The organism is Apilactobacillus kunkeei (assembly GCF_005930975.1).
In the GTDB taxonomy this organism is placed as follows: domain Bacteria; phylum Bacillota; class Bacilli; order Lactobacillales; family Lactobacillaceae; genus Apilactobacillus; species Apilactobacillus kunkeei_E.
The window spans coordinates 1-18,407 of the sequence record NZ_VBSE01000033.1 but is presented as its reverse complement, the minus strand read 5'-3'; the positions used below and the strand labels follow the sequence as shown (position 1 = coordinate 18,407).

Below are 18,407 nucleotides of genomic sequence, written 5' to 3'. Positions count from 1 at the left end.
AAAGATTCGTTTCATATTGAAACGAATCCTTTTTATTTTTCTGTTTTCCGACTAATAATCATCACTGAGAACAATGCAACTAACATTAACACGGTTACAAAGATGAACAATGGATTGTATCCAAAACCTTCAACAAACAATCCTGCGAATAGAGGACTGATTGCACGTCCAGCTGACATCAACGCATTGAACATCCCCTGATACTTACCTTTTTCTGACTTGGTGGATAGTTGATCAATCCAAGCAGGAACATCTGGTAATCCAAGCATCTCACCAAATGTTAGAAAAATCATGATAGTCAAAAAGACTGGGAATGTTTTTGCGTAAACTAAGAAATAAAATGAAATCGCAAAGATAAATACCCCTAAGAAAACTTGATGATTTAAATGAATTTTTAGTCTCTTACTTACGTAATTTAATATAGGTTGACCAAATACAATCATTAATCCATTGACGGTCCAAAGCATTGAATATGCTTCAAATGGAATACCCATTCTCACCATGTGAACAGACATAACACTTTCCCACAATGTATAACTCAAGTAAACGGTAAATACCATAATACAAATAGGATAAATCAATCTAACGTTAGACTTAATAATTCCTTCTTTTTCTTCCTTGATTTCTTCCTTTGGAACGCTATTATCATAGTCTGAGAAGTCGACGTTAAAGTAAACAAAGGTAAGCAACCATAATAAAATATAGAATACTGCAGCGGTCATAAATACAATTGCGATACCATACTTTAGTAAATATCCAACCATCGCAGTTCCAATTACCACCCCGATGTTTAATCCTACATATAGGATGTTAAATACTGTTCTAGTATCCTTACTCTTAACGTTGGTAGCATATGAATTTAAAAGAGTTAAGTTAATTCCATCTCCAAATCCCAAAACCACCATTAAAATCGCGAAGGTAGGCCATCCATGAAAAAAGATTAATGCTAAAATGGCTACCGTTGAAATCGTAATTCCAATCAATGCCGCTTTATAAGCTGACCAATGATCAAATAAATAACCCCCGATATAATTACCGATAATGGTAAAACCGGAAATAAATAACAACGATACCCCCGAGACCAGTAATGACTTATGCAAATAATCATCTATATACATCGTTACTAACGGCCACATAAACGCAGCTCCAGAATTTAACAATAATGAATAGAAAAATACTAAACGAAGTCCTAATTCTGTTCTTTTCTTCATGAATCCTCCCCCTTATTCGAATGTTCTAACAACAATTATAATTCATTTGAGAGCATAATATCCATTAAGAGATGTTTAAATTGTTAAATTTTAGTAAAGCGTTTACATTTCTTTTGTGCTATGGGATTAAAAACACTTTTTTAATTCATCATGGTGTTATATAATAGCCTTGTATTATTAACCGAAAATGAAAATCATTTCATTTGATTCGTTAAAATTTTTCTATAAGGAGTGACGGTAATTGGCAACAGCAACTCGTGCCTTGTTCATGCTTTTTGGTGCAACAGGTGACCTAGCTAAACGTAAATTATATCCATCTATTTTTAACCTATACAAAAAAGGTTATGTAGATAATGATCACTTTGCATTAATCGGTACTGGTCGTCGCGAATGGAGCGACGAAAAGTTCCGCGAAGTAATCTTGGACTCTGTAAGTGCCAACGCTGACAGCGAAGAACAAGCAAAAGATTTCGCTAGTCATTTTTACTACATGTCACACGACGTAACTAATCCAGAACATTACGACGCATTAAGTGACTACGCAAACAAGTTAGACCAACAATATGATATTGAAGGAAATCGTATCTTCTACATTTCCATGGCACCTAACTTCTTTGGAACTGTAGCTAAAAACTTAAAAGCCCACAACTGTTTATCAGACAATGGCGGTTTCAACCGTTTAATTATCGAAAAACCATTCGGACGTGACTACGATTCAGCTGAAGAATTAAACAATGCTTTAGCTAAATCATTTAATGAAAATCAAGTCTACAGAATTGATCACTACTTGGGTAAAGAAATGGTACAAAACATTATTGCACTACGTTTTGGTAACCCACTAGTTGAAGGTATTTGGAACAACAAATACATCGACAACATTCAAGTAACTCTTGCTGAAAAGCTTGGTGTTGAAGAACGTGCCGGATACTATGATGGTTCAGGTGCCCTACGTGATATGGTACAAAACCACACTATGCAAATGCTTACTATTCTTGCGATGGAAGACCCTATTTCATTCAAGGACGTAGATATTCGTAGAGAAAAAATTCGTGCTCTAAGAAGTATGCATATTTACACTGAAGACGAAGCTCGTCAAAACTTCGTTCGTGGACAATATGGCTCAAATGGTGACCAAAGAGATTACCGTCATGAAGATAACGTTCCTAACGATTCAATTACCGAAACTTATGTTGCTGGTAAAGTATTGTTCGAAAACAAGCGTTGGAAGAACGTTCCTTTCTACATTAGAACTGGTAAGATGCTAACTGACAAGTTCACTAGAATCGATGTTGTATTCAAGAAACCTCTAGTAGACATCTTTGCAGCTGCTAAAGGAACTGAAAGTGAATTAAACAACAACGTACTTACTTTATTCGTAGACCCTGTTAACAAAATCATTCTACGTCTAAACGGAAAGCAAGCTGGTCAAGGTATGGAAATGCAACCACTAGACCTTACTCACACTCAAAGTGATGAAGAAAAGGCTGCTACTCCAGAACCATATGAACGTTTAATCCACGATGCTATCTTAGGTAACGCAACTAACTTTGCCAGTTGGGACGAAGTAAGTCGTGCTTGGGAATTCGCCGATGTCATCAGACACGTTTGGGATACTGATCAACCAGATTTCCCTAACTACACACCAGGTTCAATGGGACCTGATGCTGCTGACGAACTACTAGCCCGTGATGGCAGAGCTTGGGTTTTTAACTCAAAAAAATAATTATATGACATTTAATCATTAAAATGTTAAAATCTAAGTGTATATTTATACACAATTTTCTTTAAAAAGGAAGGTTTATAATGGCTGACTCAAAAGCAAACATTGGTGTTGTTGGAATGGCTGTTATGGGTAAGAACTTAGCCCTTAACATTGAAAGCCGCGGCTTCACTGTAGGTATTTTTAACCGTTCAGCTTCAAAGACTGAAGCTGTAATGAAGGATCATGCAGACAAGAACTTGGTACCAAGTTACTCTGTTGAAGATTTTGTTAACTCACTAGAAACTCCACGTCGTATCGTTATGATGGTTAAGGCTGGTAAGCCAACTGACGCAACTATCGACTCACTATTACCTTTACTAGACAAGGGTGATATCTTAATTGATGGTGGTAACACTAACTTCCATAACACAATCGAAAGAAACGCTAGACTAGATGCATCTGGTATCAACTTTATTGGTATGGGTGTTTCTGGTGGTGAACTAGGTGCTTTACACGGTCCATCACTAATGCCTGGTGGTCAAGAAGAAGCATACAAGCTAGTTGAACCTGTTTTAACTAAAATCGCTGCTAAGGCTAGCGATGGTAAGCCATGTGTTGCTTACATCGGACCTAATGGTGCCGGTCACTACGTAAAGATGGTTCACAACGGTATTGAATACGGTGATGAACAATTAATCGACGAAAGTTACGATATTCTTCGTAACGGTGCTGGTATCGACATTGATGAACTAGCTGATATCTTCAAGGAATGGAACAAGGGTGAACTAAACAGTTACCTAATCGAAATTACTGCTGATATCTTAACTAGAAAAGACGATTTAGGTGCTGACAAGAGCAAGCCTATCGTTGACATGATTTTAGACCGTGGTGCTAACAAGGGTACTGGTAAGTGGTCATCAGAAGATGCCATGGAAGTTGGTACTGACCAATCAGTTATCACTGAATCAGTTTACGCTCGTTTCATCTCAATGCTAAAAGACGAACGTCTTGCAGCAGCTAAGGTATTAAACGGTCCTAAGGCTTCAGACGTTATCAATGATGACGAAAAGAAAGACTTAGTTGAACGTGTACGTAAGGCTCTATACTTCGGTAAGATTATGAGTTACGCACAAGGTTTTGAACAACTACGTTTTGCTTCAGAACAATACGACTGGAACTTGAAGTTCGGTGAACTAGCTCAAATCTGGCGTGAAGGTTGCATTATTCGTGCCCAATTCTTACAAAACATTACTGACGCTTTCGAAAAGGATGAAAACCTAACTAACCTATTGTTAGACCCATACTTCTCAGAAATCGCTAACAAGTACCAACAAGATGCTCGTGATGTTGTTGCTCTTGCAACTAAGGCTGGTATTCCAGTTCCATCACTTTCAGCAGCTGTTAACTACTACGATTCATACCGTGCTGAAGTATTACCTGCTAACTTACTACAAGCACAACGTGACTACTTCGGTGCTCACACTTATGAACGTACTGACCGTGAAGGTAACTTCCATTACCCATGGTACACTGAACAATAATATAATTATTGATCACAATAAAAAGAGACGATTAAATCGTCTCTTTTTTAATACATGCCAGTTTGTAATGGTTATTAATTGCAAATGAATATAAACAAGAATATACTATAACCAATCTTGAAAAAAGAGAGGTTATTTTTTTATGTCTACCGAAAAAGTCTATAAAGATTATTTCTTTTACGAACCTGCTTTTAACACCCACGATGGTGGTTACATTCCTTTGGAAGAACCCAACGTGGCTCAACAAAAGTTAAAGGTTCCGGAATTACTTACCCCTGACAAAGAGACTGATACCGACATGTACTACACAGTTACCTCACAAGCTGGTGAAGCACAAATTATGCCTGGTAAAGCTACTAAGACATGGGGATACAATCAAGCACTATTAGGTAAGACCATTTTATTCAAACGTGGAAAAAACATTCATGTCACTGTTAAAAATGAACTACCTGAATTAACTACCTATCACTGGCATGGTTTAAATGTTCCCGGTGATATTGATGGTGGTTGTCATACTCCTGTCTATCCTGGGGAGAGTAAGGTTTTAGATTTCAAATGTGATCAACCCGCAGCCACCCTTTGGTTGCATGCTCATCCATGCCCATCAACCGCTGAACAAGTTTGGCATGGCCTAGCTACTGCTGTTGTCGTCAAGGATGAACATGAAGCAACCCTTCCAATCCCACGTAATTATGGTGTCGACGATATCCCCATCATTTTACAAGATCGTCGTTTCCATGAAGATAACCAATGGGATTATAAGGCTGATTACGACCCAGATGGGGTTCAAGGACCTACCGCAATGATTAACGGAACAGTTAATCCATACTTTGATGTCACCACCCAAAAGCTTCGCCTTCGTCTACTAGATGGCGCCAACCGTCGTGAATGGCGTCTACATTTCTCAGACGACCTTGAATTCACCCAAATCGCAGGTGATGGTAGTCTCTTAACCCACCCTGTTAAGTTTACCCACCTAATGATTACTTGTGCTGAAAGACAAGAAATTATTGTTGATTTCGGTCAATATAAACCAGGTGATGAAGTTGCCTTATACTCTGACGATGTCCCCATCATGCATTTTAGAATTCATGAATTCGCCAAAGATGACAGCATCATCCCAGACACCCTATTTGAAATGAACACACCCAAAGTTACTGAAAATACACCCGTACGAAAAGTCGTAATGTCTGGTATGGACGAAGAAGTTGCCTTAGATGGTAAAAAGTTTGATATGGAAAGAATCGATGCCAAACAAACTATGGGTAACTGTGAAATCTGGGAAGTTACCAACACTAACGACTGTGAAAATGGAATGGTCCACCCATTCCACATGCATGGCTGTCAATTTCAAGTATTAGACAGAAACGGTCATGCTCCTTATCCTAACGAAACCGGTCTTAAAGATACTATTGGAGTTAATCCCGATGAAACTGTCCGCTTCAAGGCATGGTTCGATCACCCCGGTGTTTTCATGTACCATTGCCACATAATCGAACACGAAGATGGCGGTATGATGGCACAAATCCAAGTGGATGACCCTAGTCATCCACAAAAATTCCATCTAACTAAGATGGATGATTTAATGAAAGCATTCGCTAAAGAACGTGGTGTATCCGTCAAAGACCTTGATTTAAGCGGTATGTCTTGTTACGACCACATGGAAAATATGAATCACTGTAATATGTAATAAAAAAACCTAGTCATTGATATGATTAGGTTTTTTCATTTTTATTAGATGATTAAAAATATTTATATTTTTTTATAAGTGAAATGTTGTCAAAATATAATTTTTAGTGTACAATAAACATTGTAATAAAACTAGAAAAAAGGAGTGAACAACATATGACTGAATTAACTTTTGATCCAGGAGCGTCGAAAGATCATTCTATCAAGGGAAAATTGATGTCAGAAGTTGTTTCAATTCTAAACAAATAGAATTGAGATGACCTTTGACAGTTAATTTTCCCGAAATCAACATAATCAATATAGATTATTTAGATGGAGAATTAACTGTTGTTGGTTATCTCAGTATCCTTTAGTTGCATGCTTAACGGTGAAACGTTAATTAACAGTGAAATGTTAGCAACTAATAACAGTAATTTAAAATTAGATATTAATAATTGCTTGATGATGCTTCACCTTCTGGGGAACTAGTTGGGGAGGTATGGACAACAGTTTATGCTACTACTAAATTTTATGAATAGATAAACTGAGTAATTATGAGATTACACAAAAATCTTCGTTGAGTCCGCGGGGACGTGGATTTACGCCAAAGTAATTGCTACTTATCTGTTATCAATATTAATTATAAAAGAGACAACTTTGTAGGTTGTCTCTTTTCTTGTATTAAACACAAATAAAAAGACCGAATCATAATGATCCGGTCTTTTTTATTTACGCTTTTGGAATAAACAAGTTTCCTAAAGTTGCAGCCACAATTGCTTTAATTGAATGCATCCGATTTTCCGCCTCTATGAACTGCCAAGCATATTTGCTATTAAATACCTCATCACTAACTTCCAACGCGTTTAGACCATATTTTTCTTCAATATATTGACCTTTAGTAGTCTTATTGTCATGAAAAGATGGTAAGCAATGCATAAAAATAATTTCTTCTTCATTCATCCCCGTCTTTTCAATCATTTCCATATTAACCTGATATGGTTTTAATAATTGAATTCTTTCATCCCAATTATCTTCACCCATTGAGACCCAAACATCCGTATATAAAACATTGGAACCTTTAACCCCTTCATCGACATCGTCGGTGATTAGAACTTTAGCACCTGATTTCTTAGCATATTTTTTTGCTAGTTCTTGATTTTGCTTAGATGGGAATAATGTTTTAGGGGCTACAATATGCACATTTACGCCCAATAAAGCAGCGGTAATTAATAATGAGTTAGCCATATTATTTCTACCATCCCCAACATAAGTTAGCGTGAGACCTTCTAATTTACCAAACTTTTCTTTCATCGTCATAAAATCAGCCAACATTTGGGTTGGATGACTATCATCAGTTAGTCCATTCCATACGGGAACACCACTATATTCAGCTAATGTTTCAACGTCTTGTTGCTTAAAACCACGAAATTCGATTCCATCATACATCGATCCCAACACCTTAGCTGTATCAGATACCGATTCCTCATCACCAAAATGGATATCATTAGTCCCTAAATACTCTGAATGACCACCCAAATCATTAATGGCAATCACAAATGATGAACGAGTTCTGGTTGATGGTTTTTCAAATAACAACGCTATGTTCTTACCCGATAAAAATTCGTGTTTAATATTATGTTGTTTCAAATATTTTAAATGAATGGCAAAATCGATTAAATAGTTAATCTCATCTGCTGAAAAATCATCAATGTTTAGTAAACTTCTACCGTAAAAAATATTATTTAACATGATGCCACTTCCTTTTCCAAAACATCTTTAATTTGTTGCACTCCCCATTGAAGAGTCTTTTTATCTATGATTAATGGTGGTAATAAACGCAATGTATTGGCACGTGCCGAAATTGTTAGCATTCCTTTTGATTGAAGCTTTTTAATTACTTCTGCGACGTCGATTGAATCAGATAAATGTATTCCGACCATTAGTCCACGACCGGAAATTTTTTCAACGTTTGGAAGTGAAAGTAATTGCGTATTTAATTCTTGGAATAAAAATTCACCCTTGGCTTTAACTTCATCTAAAAACTCTGGCGTCATTTGATTTAAAACGGCATTAGCCGCCGCCATTACGACCTTATTTCCACCAAACGTATTACCATGACTTCCAGGACCAAACGATGGAGCTAATTCTTTTTTCGCCAACATCGCACCAACTGGAAGTCCATTACCTAGTCCTTTTGCACAAGTAATAATATCTGGATGCAATCCAGCATATTCAAATGCAAACTTGTATCCCGTACGTCCCATACCTGTTTGCACTTCATCAATTATTAATAATGTATTTGTTTGGTGACATTTTGCTTCGATTTTATTTAACCATTCAGTCTTACCAACATTGACGCCACCTTCTCCTTGAATTACTTCTAAGATGACTGCTGCACAGTCATTATCAATAAAATCAAGCGCCTTATCGTCATTGTATTCAGCAAACTCACTACCAGGAACCAATGGTGTAAAACCGCTTTGAATGGCTTCATATCCGGTTAGTGATAATGATCCATAAGTACGACCATGGAAACCAAAATTGAATGCGAGTACTTTTTTCTTATGAGTATATTTACGAGCAATCTTAAACGCTGCTTCATTGGCTTCCGTTCCGGAATTACATAAAAATGCAAGATAGCCTTTCGGACATAATTTTCCAGCTACTTCATCTTGCAACGAATTAATATATAGATTTGAAGTATGCCATATATGATTGAGTTGTTCTCCTACCACGGTTTTAACTTCTTCATTACTATATCCTAAGTTGCACACTCCTATCCCACTAGTAAAGTCGACATATTCTTTGCCAGTAGAATCAGTAATGTGACAGTCATTTCCATCCATAGGCTCAATATCAAAATATTTATAAGTTGGTAATACATTGTTCATCATTTTCATCCCCCTAATTAATAATTACTGTTCCGTGTTCATCTAAGTTATTAGTAATTGTGACATTGTCTACACCATGATCAATTGCATCCAAAGCGGCTTTAACCTTGGGTATCATTCCGCTGACAATGTATTGTTCATCAATTAATTTCAAAGCTTGTTTATGGTTCAATTGTTCTAGTATTCGATCTTCAACCTTTACTCCACAAACATCGGTTAATAGAATTAGTTCATCCGCATGCAGTAATGAAGCCATTTCACTTGCAGCAATATCTGCATTAACGTTTAATTTTTCGGTATCATTTTTATAAACGATTGAAGACATTAAACCAACATAGTTATCAGTCATCTTATTAATCCAATCCGCATCAATATGACTTATTGTTCCAACCTCGCCATATTTATCATGATCTAAATAATTGCCCTTAACAAATGAGTAATCATAACTATTTAGATTATGAGTCGCTATACCATGGTTCATTAACTTCTTGCTAAGTTGTTCTTGGATAACATTGTTCAACAATAAATCCGAAATTTTCATCATTGTTGAATTAGTGACTCTAATGCCATCAATTTTTTTGACCGGCTCACCAACAAACTCGCCACATTTTGAGATGATGTTGCCACCTCCGTGAACAATGATGATGTGTTCACCAGCACCTTGCTTTTCAGCAACATATTCAAAAAAACCATCGGGTAAATGATTAATCATATTTCCACCAATCTTTAAAATAATCATATTAATCACCCCTCATATGCTGCGTTAATCTCAACGTACTTGTAGGTTAAATCACATCCCCATGCAGTTCCACTAGCATTACCAACGTTTAAGTCGACGTCAATAATAATATGTTCATCTGTAAACATTGACTTCAATTCCTTATCAGTAAAGGAAACTGGCTCACTATTAGTAACAATCTCGGTACCATTTAGACTAATTGTGACATGGTTAGGATCAACGTGGGCATGAGTTTGGCCGATTGCTTGCACAATTCTTCCCCAATTGGCTTCTTTACCAAAAATCATTGATTTGACCAAGTTAGATCCAACAATTGCCTTAGAAACTAGGTTAGCCTCCTGTTTATCAAATGCGCTGTTAACATTCACTTCAACGAAATTATTTGCGCCTTCACCATCTTGAGCTACTTTCTTTGCAAGAGTTTCCAATACATATTTGAAACTCTTAGCGAACTCAATATATTCAGCAGTTCCAGGAACTAATTTATCTTCGCTGGCAGAACCATTTGCCATAGATAAAACCATATCATTAGTGGACATACATCCATCAACGGTGATTTGGTTAAATGTTGAGATGATGTCTTCACTTAATAAATTTTGAAGATCATCCCCATCGATGTTTGCGTCTGTGACGATACAACTCAAGGTAGTTCCCATGTTTGGATGAATCATACCTGATCCCTTTGAAAAACCGGTAATAGTAACTGGTTGGTCATTTAGTATCACTTCCACACATACCTTCTTGGAACAGGTGTCAGTCGTAATAATTGCTTCTGGGGCGTCTATATCTTCATCACTAAGTTTTAAGTTATCTACACCTTCTTGGTATGTATCCATATCTAGTTGTTTACCGATTATTCCAGTCGATGCAACACCTATCAAGCTTTCATCTAGGTGTAACTTATCGGCAACTAATTTTTTAGAATCATAAACATTTTGAATACCCTCATCTCCGGTAAATGAATTGGCATTACCAGAATTGACAATAATTGCCTGTAGTTCGTGTTTTAAATCAATTGTTTTCTTCGTTACTTGAACGGGAGCTGCCTTGAATTGATTTGTTGTATATACGCCAGCTGCCGCAGCTGGCGTATTAGATACTATCCAACACATATCTAATTTTCCGTCCTCTTTGAACCCAGCGTGAGTTGATCCAGATTTAATATTTTTTGGCCATTTAAAGTTGATTGTTTTCATTGTTAGTTCCTCCTATGGTAATACGTGCATTAGTTCTAATCCGTCATTTTCATCAAAATCAAACAGATGATTAAAGTTTTGAATTGCTTGTCCAGCAGCACCCTTAATCATGTTATCCATAACGCTGACAATCATTAATGTGTTGTTACTGGAATTAAAAGAAAGTCCAACATGACACTCGTTTGTACCGACTACGCTCTTGATAGTTGGCAACTCATCCATTGATACGTGAACAAACGAACTGTTCGCATATAATGAATCGAATGCATGTTGGACTTTATCCATTTCAATATTTGATTTTAATTTCATAAACATGGTGCACATTATTCCTTTATTTAAAGGAACCAAGGTGGTCATGAATTCAATGTTTTTAACGTTTTCATTCCAGAATTGTAACTTTTGGACAATTTCTGGAATATGTTTGTGTTCGTGGGGTTTGTATACTTGTAAGTTTTCATTAGCCATGACAAAATGACTGGAATCACTAAGTGACTTTCCAGCTCCTGATAAACCTGACTTCGCATCAATTACAATGCTATCTAAATCGATCAAATCTTCCATAACTACCGGTGCCAACCCTAATAGCACAGCGGTAGCATAACACCCTGGATTAGCAATATATTTTGCTTTTGGGTTTTCGTCAATATCTGCTAGGCAGTATTGTGCCTTTTGTAAGTCTACAAGCGAAGCGGCATCTTTTTGATACCACTTAGTGTATTCATCGGGATCTTTTAATCTGTAATCACCCGACAAATCAATAACCGGTAAATCGGCTTTTATAAAGGGTTTAGCAATCTTTGATGTTACCCCTGCAGGAGTTGCAAAAAAGACCGCATCATTGTCTTTGATAATGACATTTTCGTCATAAGGAAAGACTAAATGTTGATCGTATGAAAATTCATCGTTAATTTGGTTTAACTGAGTTGGTTTGGACAAATTATGTCCGTAAAGATTAATTTGATTTACTTGAGAATGTTTTTTTAATAATTCGTATAAAGTTGATCCGGCGTATCCGGTAATTCCAATAATTGCGACTTGCATAATAAAGACAGTCCTTTCGATAAGTTCAATTTTTTAGACACTGTTCCTGTTGAAAAAACGTTGCTACGTCGCCTTTGGTTTAAGTTTTGTTTTGTCATGATAATCACCCTTTTATAATTTTTTGATGTTTCGCTAACATCTTGCAAATTACAATAGCACAACTTTTTTGTTTTGCAAACTTATTTTTTAATTTTAATTTAATCTTGTTTTAATTTTTTAGTTATGTTAAATTGATTTCAACGAAAACAAATAATTTAAAAGCGGTGAGTGTTATGAACAACAAATCAAATAATACACTAACTGAATACAATGCATTGAGGAGGACACGTATTGTGCCGTCCCCAACTTTTAGGTGCAATTTTTAATCAAATAGCTAATTAGTCGAGGGACGGCAGAAATAAATTTTGAGTTATGCTGAAATTTATCTGCGGGTCCCTTTTTTAATCCGAATATGAATCACTGGATACTTTTCACATAATTCAAGATAAGTTCTTTTTTACCGTCGATTGACTTATTTATGGATATGATGAAAGGTATTCAGAACATAAGGTTGATCGCAATGTTGATCAGCCTTTTTTATTTACCAAAATTTGGAGGTAATTATTATGAAAACTTATTTAGTACTAAGCAATGGAGCAATTTATCAAGGATATTCAAAGATTAAACCAACAGCAACAGCCGGTGAAGTGGTATTTAGCACTGGTATGACTGGTTACCAAGAAACCATCACTGATCCAAGTTACTATGGACAAATCATGGTTTTTACATACCCGCTTATCGGCAACTATGGCATCAATTTCGAAGACAACGAAAAAGACACGCCATGTATATCCGGGATTATCGCATACGACATTGCTAAACATCCCAGTAACTACCGTAGCAAAATGTCACTTTATCAATACGCAGAAAAGTTTGACATTCCAATGATTGAAGGAATTGATACGCGTGAATTAACTAAGGAGATTCGTCAAAACGGATGCATCAAAGGAGTTATTACGGACAATCCAAAAGATAAAACAATTCAAGAACTTTTAGACAAACCCGTATCATTTGCAAATCATTCAACCAAAGATATTGATCACATCGAAGGTGATGGACCAAAAGTAGCGGTTATTGACTATGGTATCAAGAACTCAATCGTATCAGAATTATTAAACTTAAACGCAGATGTCTACATTTTTCCCGCTGACGTATCAGCAAAAAAAATCAAAGATATTAATCCAGATGGTATCGTCTTATCTAACGGACCTGGTGATCCAGCTAAGATGATTGATAAGATTGGCGTTATTGAAGAACTACAAGAGGTCTATCCCATCATGGGAATTTGTTTAGGCAATCAGTTATTGGGATTAGCTAATGGAGCAAAAACATTCAAAATGAAGTTCGGTCATCGTGGTTTTAATCACGCTGTTAAGAACCTATCAACTGGAAAATGTTACTTCACCTCTCAAAATCATGGATATGCGTTATTACCAGAATCAATTCCCAGTTCTAATGTCGAGGTAATATTTGAAGAAGTCAATGACCACACTATTGAAGGAATTAAAGTTAAGAATCATAATGCTTTTTCTGTTCAATTCCATCCGGACGCATCTCCAGGACCACATGATGCACTCTTCATATTTCATAAATTTTTCAACATGATTAACCAAAAGGGGGTTATTACAAATGAGTAAAAATACAGACATTCATAAAATACTAGTAATTGGATCTGGTCCGATTGTCATTGGTCAAGCTGCTGAATTTGACTACTCGGGTTCCCAAGCATGTTTGTCATTAAAGGAAGAAGGTTACGAGGTCGTACTGGTTAATTCTAATCCTGCCACTATCATGACTGATAAGGATATTGCCGATGAGGTCTATATTGAACCCATCACAATTGATTCGGTCGAAAAGATTATCAAGAAAGAACTACCCGATGCCCTCCTTCCAACATTAGGTGGGCAAACTGGTTTAAACATGGCTAAGAATTTAGCTGACGCAGGAATCTTGAAAAAATACGGTATTGAGCTTCTCGGAACCAAACTACAATCAATTGAACAAGCCGAAGATCGTGAACTCTTTAAACAACTAATGAATCAATTGGATGAACCAGTGCCAGAATCAACCATTGCCAACAGTTTAGAAGATGCAAAAAAATTAGCAGTCAAGATTGGCTATCCATTAGTCATTCGTCCCGCCTACACATTAGGTGGTACCGGTGGTGGATTTGTTCATAACAATGCAGAATTAGAAGCTATTGTGAGCAATGGACTAGAAATGTCACCAGTTACTCAAGTTTTAGTAGAGAAATCGATTGCTGGATATAAGGAAATCGAATTCGAAGTTATGCGTGATGCCAAGGACAACGCATTAATTGTTTGTTCGATGGAAAACGTTGATCCTGTTGGTGTCCATACTGGTGATTCAATTGTTGTATCGCCTACTCAAACACTATCTGATAAAGACTATCAATCGTTAAGAGATGCCGCACTAAAGATTATCCGTGCACTAGACATCGAGGGTGGTGTAAATATTCAAATGGCTATTGATCAAAAAAGTGGTGATTACTTCATTATCGAAGTTAATCCACGTGTCTCTCGTTCATCTGCCCTAGCATCCAAAGCAACCGGATATCCAATCGCTAAAATATCTGCGAAGATTGCTGTTGGAATGTCATTAGATGAAATCACCAATCCTCTAACTGGAAAATCACTTGCAGAATTCGAACCTGCACTTGATTATATAGTGACTAAAATTCCCCGTTTACCATTCGATAAATTTACCAATATCGATAATTCACTTGGCACTCAAATGAAAGCTACTGGAGAAGTTATGGCCATCGGGAGAAACTTTGAGTCATCACTATTAAAAGCTATTCGTTCCTTAGAGGATGGAAAAAAACATGATTTGACTAAAAACTCAACCAATCAATTATTAGAAAACATAGCGACCCCCACTGAACAGCGTCTGTTCCAAATCTTTGAATTACTTAATCGTCATATCAGTGTTGAAGATATTCATAACATCACTCAAATTAACCAATTTTTCTTATATAAGATGCAACATATTGTTGAAATTAACGATGAACTTAAAGAAAATCAATCCATTGATTCTTTGAAGATAGCTAAGCAATTTGGATTCTCAGATCAACAAATTGCAACCGCTTGGAAATGTAGTGAAAAAGATGTGTATGACAACAGAGTAAAAAATAATATTATAGCTAGCTTTAAAATGGTTGATACTTCTGCTGGAGAATTTGATTCCACTACTCCTTATTATTACAGTACATTTGGTCAAACTAATGAATCAAAATCCAGTAATAAAAAGTCTATCTTAATCGTTGGTTCTGGTCCCATTAGAATCGGTCAAGGTGTTGAATTTGACTACGCCACGGTCCATTCCATCTTCGCAGTAAAACAGTCCGGATATGAATCAATCGTAATTAATTCCAATCCAGAAACTGTATCAACTGATTTCTCGATTTCAGATAAGTTATACTTCGAACCTTTAACCATCGAAGATGTCATGAATGTGATCAATCTTGAAAAACCTGCTGGTGTAATTCTTCAATTCGGTGGTCAAACTGCCATCAACCTTGCAGAAGGCTTATCTAAATTAGGTGTTAATGTGTTAGGAACAACTGTAAAAGATATTAATATCAGCGAGGATCGTGAATTGTTTAGTCACGTTATCAAAAGTTTAAATATCAAGCAGCCATACGGAACTTCCGTGGAAAGTATTGATGAAGCCATGCAAGCTACAGACAAAATGACATATCCGGTCTTATTACGTCCTTCATATGTAATTGGTGGAAAAGCCATGAAAATAGTCCACAATAATGATGAATTGCTTAACTACATGCAAACGGCTGTGAATGTTTCGCATCAGCACCCCGTTTTAATTGATTCATATCTATATGGAACAGAAGCCGAAGTGGATATAATCTCTGATGGAGAAACAGTTGTTATTCCAGGAATCATTGAACATGTCGAAAGTTCAGGAGTCCACTCTGGTGATTCAATGGCTGTATATCCACCTCAAAATATTTCACCTAATATTCAAAAAGAAATTGTGGCTATTGCGACTAAGTTAGCCAAAAAACTAAAAACAATTGGTTTGATGAATATTCAATTCATCATTTCAAATAACCAAGTATATGTGATCGAGGTAAACCAACGAGCATCTAGAACCGTACCATTCTTATCGAAAGTAACAGATGTTCCTATTGTGAGTTTAGCAACCAACGCGATTTTGAATAAACCATTATCATCATTTGGATATGAAACCGGAATGATTACTCCAACTAATTTAGTATCAGTAAAGTCACCCGTATTTAGTTTTAATAAGCTACCTGGCGCGGATGCCAATCTTAGTCCAGAAATGAAGTCGACCGGTGAGGTTATGGGTTCTGCGATCAACTATAATTCGGCTTTGGCAAAGTCGTTTTCCGCTGCCGGTATCAACATCAAACCAAATAGCAATGTCTTATTGAAGCTAAGTCAACGCGACGAAGAACAAAACGATGGTTTGGTTAAAGGATTAAATGCTTTTAATTTTAATATCGTAAATATGAAACCAGAACAGATTACAGAAGAAAATGTTGATTTAATCATTAACACCGCAGAAAATCATCAAATAAACAAAGTCGCAACTTCCTTATCGATTCCCTTATTTACATCTATCGATACTGCAAATGCATTTATTCAATCATTAAAAAGCGACGACTTGAAGGTAGAAAAGATATAAAAAAAGACCTAATCCAAATGGATTAGGTCTTTTTCTTATTTATGGATTCCGATTGATTTTAAATATTTCTCTTCCTTTGCAGGATCAAATTCTTTTTCAGACTTACCAATAATAACTGTTGCCAATGAGTTACCAATAACGTTTACCGCTGTTCTGGCCATATCGATAAAACGGTCAATTCCGGCAATAAACGTTAGACCAGAAACTGGAATTCCAACAGTTGAAACAGTCGCTAATAGAACAACGAATGATGCACCAGGAACACCGGCCATACCCTTTGAAGTGATCATTAGGGCAACTAATAAAGTAAGTTGTTGACCAATACTTAAGTGAATTCCATAAGCCTGAGCTAGGAACAATGCAGCAAGTGATTGGTAAATTGCTGAACCATCAAGGTTAAATGTATAACCAGTTGGGATTACAAATGAAACGATTGATGGGCTCACCCCAAATTTGGTCATTTTGTCGATACTTCTTGGTAGTGCAGCTTCAGAACTTGCAGTTGAAAATGCTAATATAGCTTCTTCCTTAACAACCTTTAAAAGGTCAGTAATCTTGAAACCAAAGATTCTAGCAGCTAATCCCATTACAACAAGTACGAATACCATCATTGTTAGGTAAGTTAATAAAACGAAGTAACTTAGAGGAGCTAATGCAGATACCCCCAATTCAGCTAAGGTAACTCCGATTAATGCACAAACACCAATTGGAGATAACTTCATAATCCAACCAGTAATCTTGAACATAACTTGTGATACCGAGTTTAAGAAATCAACGATAATCTTACCCTTTTCACCAACTGCAGCAGTACCTAAACCAAAGAATACTGAGAATACAATGATTGGCATCATATCACCAGAAGCAATTGAGTTAAATACATTTACAGGGATTAGGTTAATCAATGTACCCCAGATACCGGTATGGTTAGCAGTCTTTGCGGTAGTCATGTATTGAGTAATATCAGTAGCGTGTAATGAATGCACGTTAATGAAGTCACCAGGATGGAAGACGTTACCAACAACTAAACCTAAAACAATGGCGATGGTTGTCATTATTTCAAAGTATAAAATGGTCTTTCCACCGATACGGCCTAACTTATGGATATCACCAATGTTAGCAATCCCGACAGTTAAACATGAAACAACGATTGGAACCACAATCATTTGAATCAAACGAATGAACATTGTACCAATACTTTGCATTGCAGTAATTGCGGTAGCATTCTTGTAGAACACTAGACCTAGGATGATACCTAATATTAAACCAATGAATATTTGCCATCCTAATGTTATCTTAAATTTCTTCATTACGAAGCCTCTCCTTAATATGTATTAGTGTAATTTTATCATAAATCACGAATAATATCCCCGTTTAATAATGAAAACGTACCTAAATAACGATATAAATCAAACTATTTTATGTTTTTTACAATAGTAATTCAGATATTAACATTATGGCATGCACTTGAATTAACGAAATATCTCCATTTCCATTTAAATCCTGTAGTTAACCAAGTTTAATCAACACACCTCTTTAATTTTATCATAAAAAGTAATGTATCGTTCTGAATGTACAAAAAAAAGAGTTACCAAACGGTAACTCTTTTATAAATTGCGCGGCAACTTCCTACCCTTGCAGAGGGCGATCCCTCAACTACTATCGGCGTTTAGAAGCTTAACTTCTGTGTTCG

The 18,407-nt window shown here is 36.3% G+C and carries 12 protein-coding genes; 5 read left to right on the top strand and 7 right to left on the bottom strand.

Annotation, left to right across the window (positions count from 1 at the left end; translation table 11 throughout):
* Positions 1 to 32: 32 nt before the first annotated feature.
* Positions 33 to 1,211: an MFS transporter gene (locus FD688_RS01095; protein ID WP_138741450.1), complete on the bottom strand. Its 1,179-nt coding sequence runs from the start codon at positions 1,209 to 1,211 to the stop codon at positions 33 to 35.
* Positions 1,212 to 1,452: 241 nt separating this feature from the next.
* Between FD688_RS01095 and zwf the strand changes: the two genes are divergently transcribed.
* The 3 genes from zwf (at position 1,453) to FD688_RS01080 (ending at position 6,144) form a co-directional block, all read left to right on the top strand.
* A complete protein-coding gene (gene zwf, locus FD688_RS01090) occupies positions 1,453 to 2,934 on the top strand; it encodes a glucose-6-phosphate dehydrogenase (RefSeq protein ID WP_138741449.1) in 1,482 nt (493 codons plus the stop codon).
* An 80-nt stretch (positions 2,935 to 3,014) separates the two neighbouring features.
* Positions 3,015 to 4,454: an NADP-dependent phosphogluconate dehydrogenase gene (gene gndA, locus FD688_RS01085; RefSeq protein ID WP_138741448.1), complete on the top strand. Its 1,440-nt coding sequence runs from the start codon at positions 3,015 to 3,017 to the stop codon at positions 4,452 to 4,454.
* 142 nt (positions 4,455 to 4,596) lie between these two features.
* Positions 4,597 to 6,144 (top strand): multicopper oxidase family protein, encoded by a 1,548-nt coding sequence (locus FD688_RS01080; protein WP_138741447.1) that lies wholly within the window; start codon positions 4,597 to 4,599, stop codon positions 6,142 to 6,144.
* Positions 6,145 to 6,851: 707 nt separating this feature from the next.
* On the opposite strand, the gene argF is transcribed toward FD688_RS01080, so the two are convergent.
* From argF to argC, 5 genes are read right to left on the bottom strand one after another with little or no spacing between them, the layout of a single operon-like run.
* Positions 6,852 to 7,871 (bottom strand): ornithine carbamoyltransferase, encoded by a 1,020-nt coding sequence (gene argF, locus FD688_RS01075; protein WP_138741446.1) that lies wholly within the window; start codon positions 7,869 to 7,871, stop codon positions 6,852 to 6,854.
* The gene (locus tag FD688_RS01070) at positions 7,865 to 9,013 is read right to left on the bottom strand and encodes an acetylornithine transaminase (protein ID WP_138741482.1); all 1,149 of its coding nucleotides are present in this window, start codon (positions 9,011 to 9,013) and stop codon (positions 7,865 to 7,867) included. Before FD688_RS01070 ends, argF begins: the two co-directional genes overlap by 7 nt.
* Positions 9,014 to 9,026: 13 nt before the next feature.
* Positions 9,027 to 9,752: an acetylglutamate kinase gene (gene argB, locus FD688_RS01065; RefSeq protein WP_138741445.1), complete on the bottom strand. Its 726-nt coding sequence runs from the start codon at positions 9,750 to 9,752 to the stop codon at positions 9,027 to 9,029.
* Between the two features lie 5 nt (positions 9,753 to 9,757).
* On the bottom strand, positions 9,758 to 10,948 hold the full coding sequence (argJ, locus tag FD688_RS01060; RefSeq protein WP_138741444.1) for a bifunctional glutamate N-acetyltransferase/amino-acid acetyltransferase ArgJ: 1,191 nt from the start codon (positions 10,946 to 10,948) through the stop codon (positions 9,758 to 9,760).
* 12 nt (positions 10,949 to 10,960) lie between these two features.
* The gene (gene argC, locus FD688_RS01055; protein ID WP_138741443.1) at positions 10,961 to 11,989 is read right to left on the bottom strand and encodes an N-acetyl-gamma-glutamyl-phosphate reductase; all 1,029 of its coding nucleotides are present in this window, start codon (positions 11,987 to 11,989) and stop codon (positions 10,961 to 10,963) included.
* Positions 11,990 to 12,591: 602 nt separating this feature from the next.
* Between argC and FD688_RS01050 the strand changes: the two genes are divergently transcribed.
* Both FD688_RS01050 and carB read left to right on the top strand, forming a co-directional pair.
* A complete protein-coding gene (locus FD688_RS01050) occupies positions 12,592 to 13,665 on the top strand; it encodes a carbamoyl phosphate synthase small subunit (protein WP_138741481.1) in 1,074 nt (357 codons plus the stop codon).
* A complete protein-coding gene (gene carB / locus FD688_RS01045) occupies positions 13,658 to 16,717 on the top strand; it encodes a carbamoyl-phosphate synthase large subunit (protein WP_138741442.1) in 3,060 nt (1,019 codons plus the stop codon). The genes FD688_RS01050 and carB overlap by 8 nt, the downstream gene beginning before the upstream one ends.
* A gap of 35 nt (positions 16,718 to 16,752) precedes the next feature.
* Here carB and FD688_RS01040 read toward each other — a convergent pair whose 3' ends face one another.
* Complete coding sequence (locus FD688_RS01040; RefSeq protein WP_138741441.1) at positions 16,753 to 18,024, bottom strand: cation:dicarboxylate symporter family transporter; 1,272 nt, start codon at positions 18,022 to 18,024, stop codon at positions 16,753 to 16,755.
* Between the last annotated feature and the right edge of the window lie 383 nt (positions 18,025 to 18,407).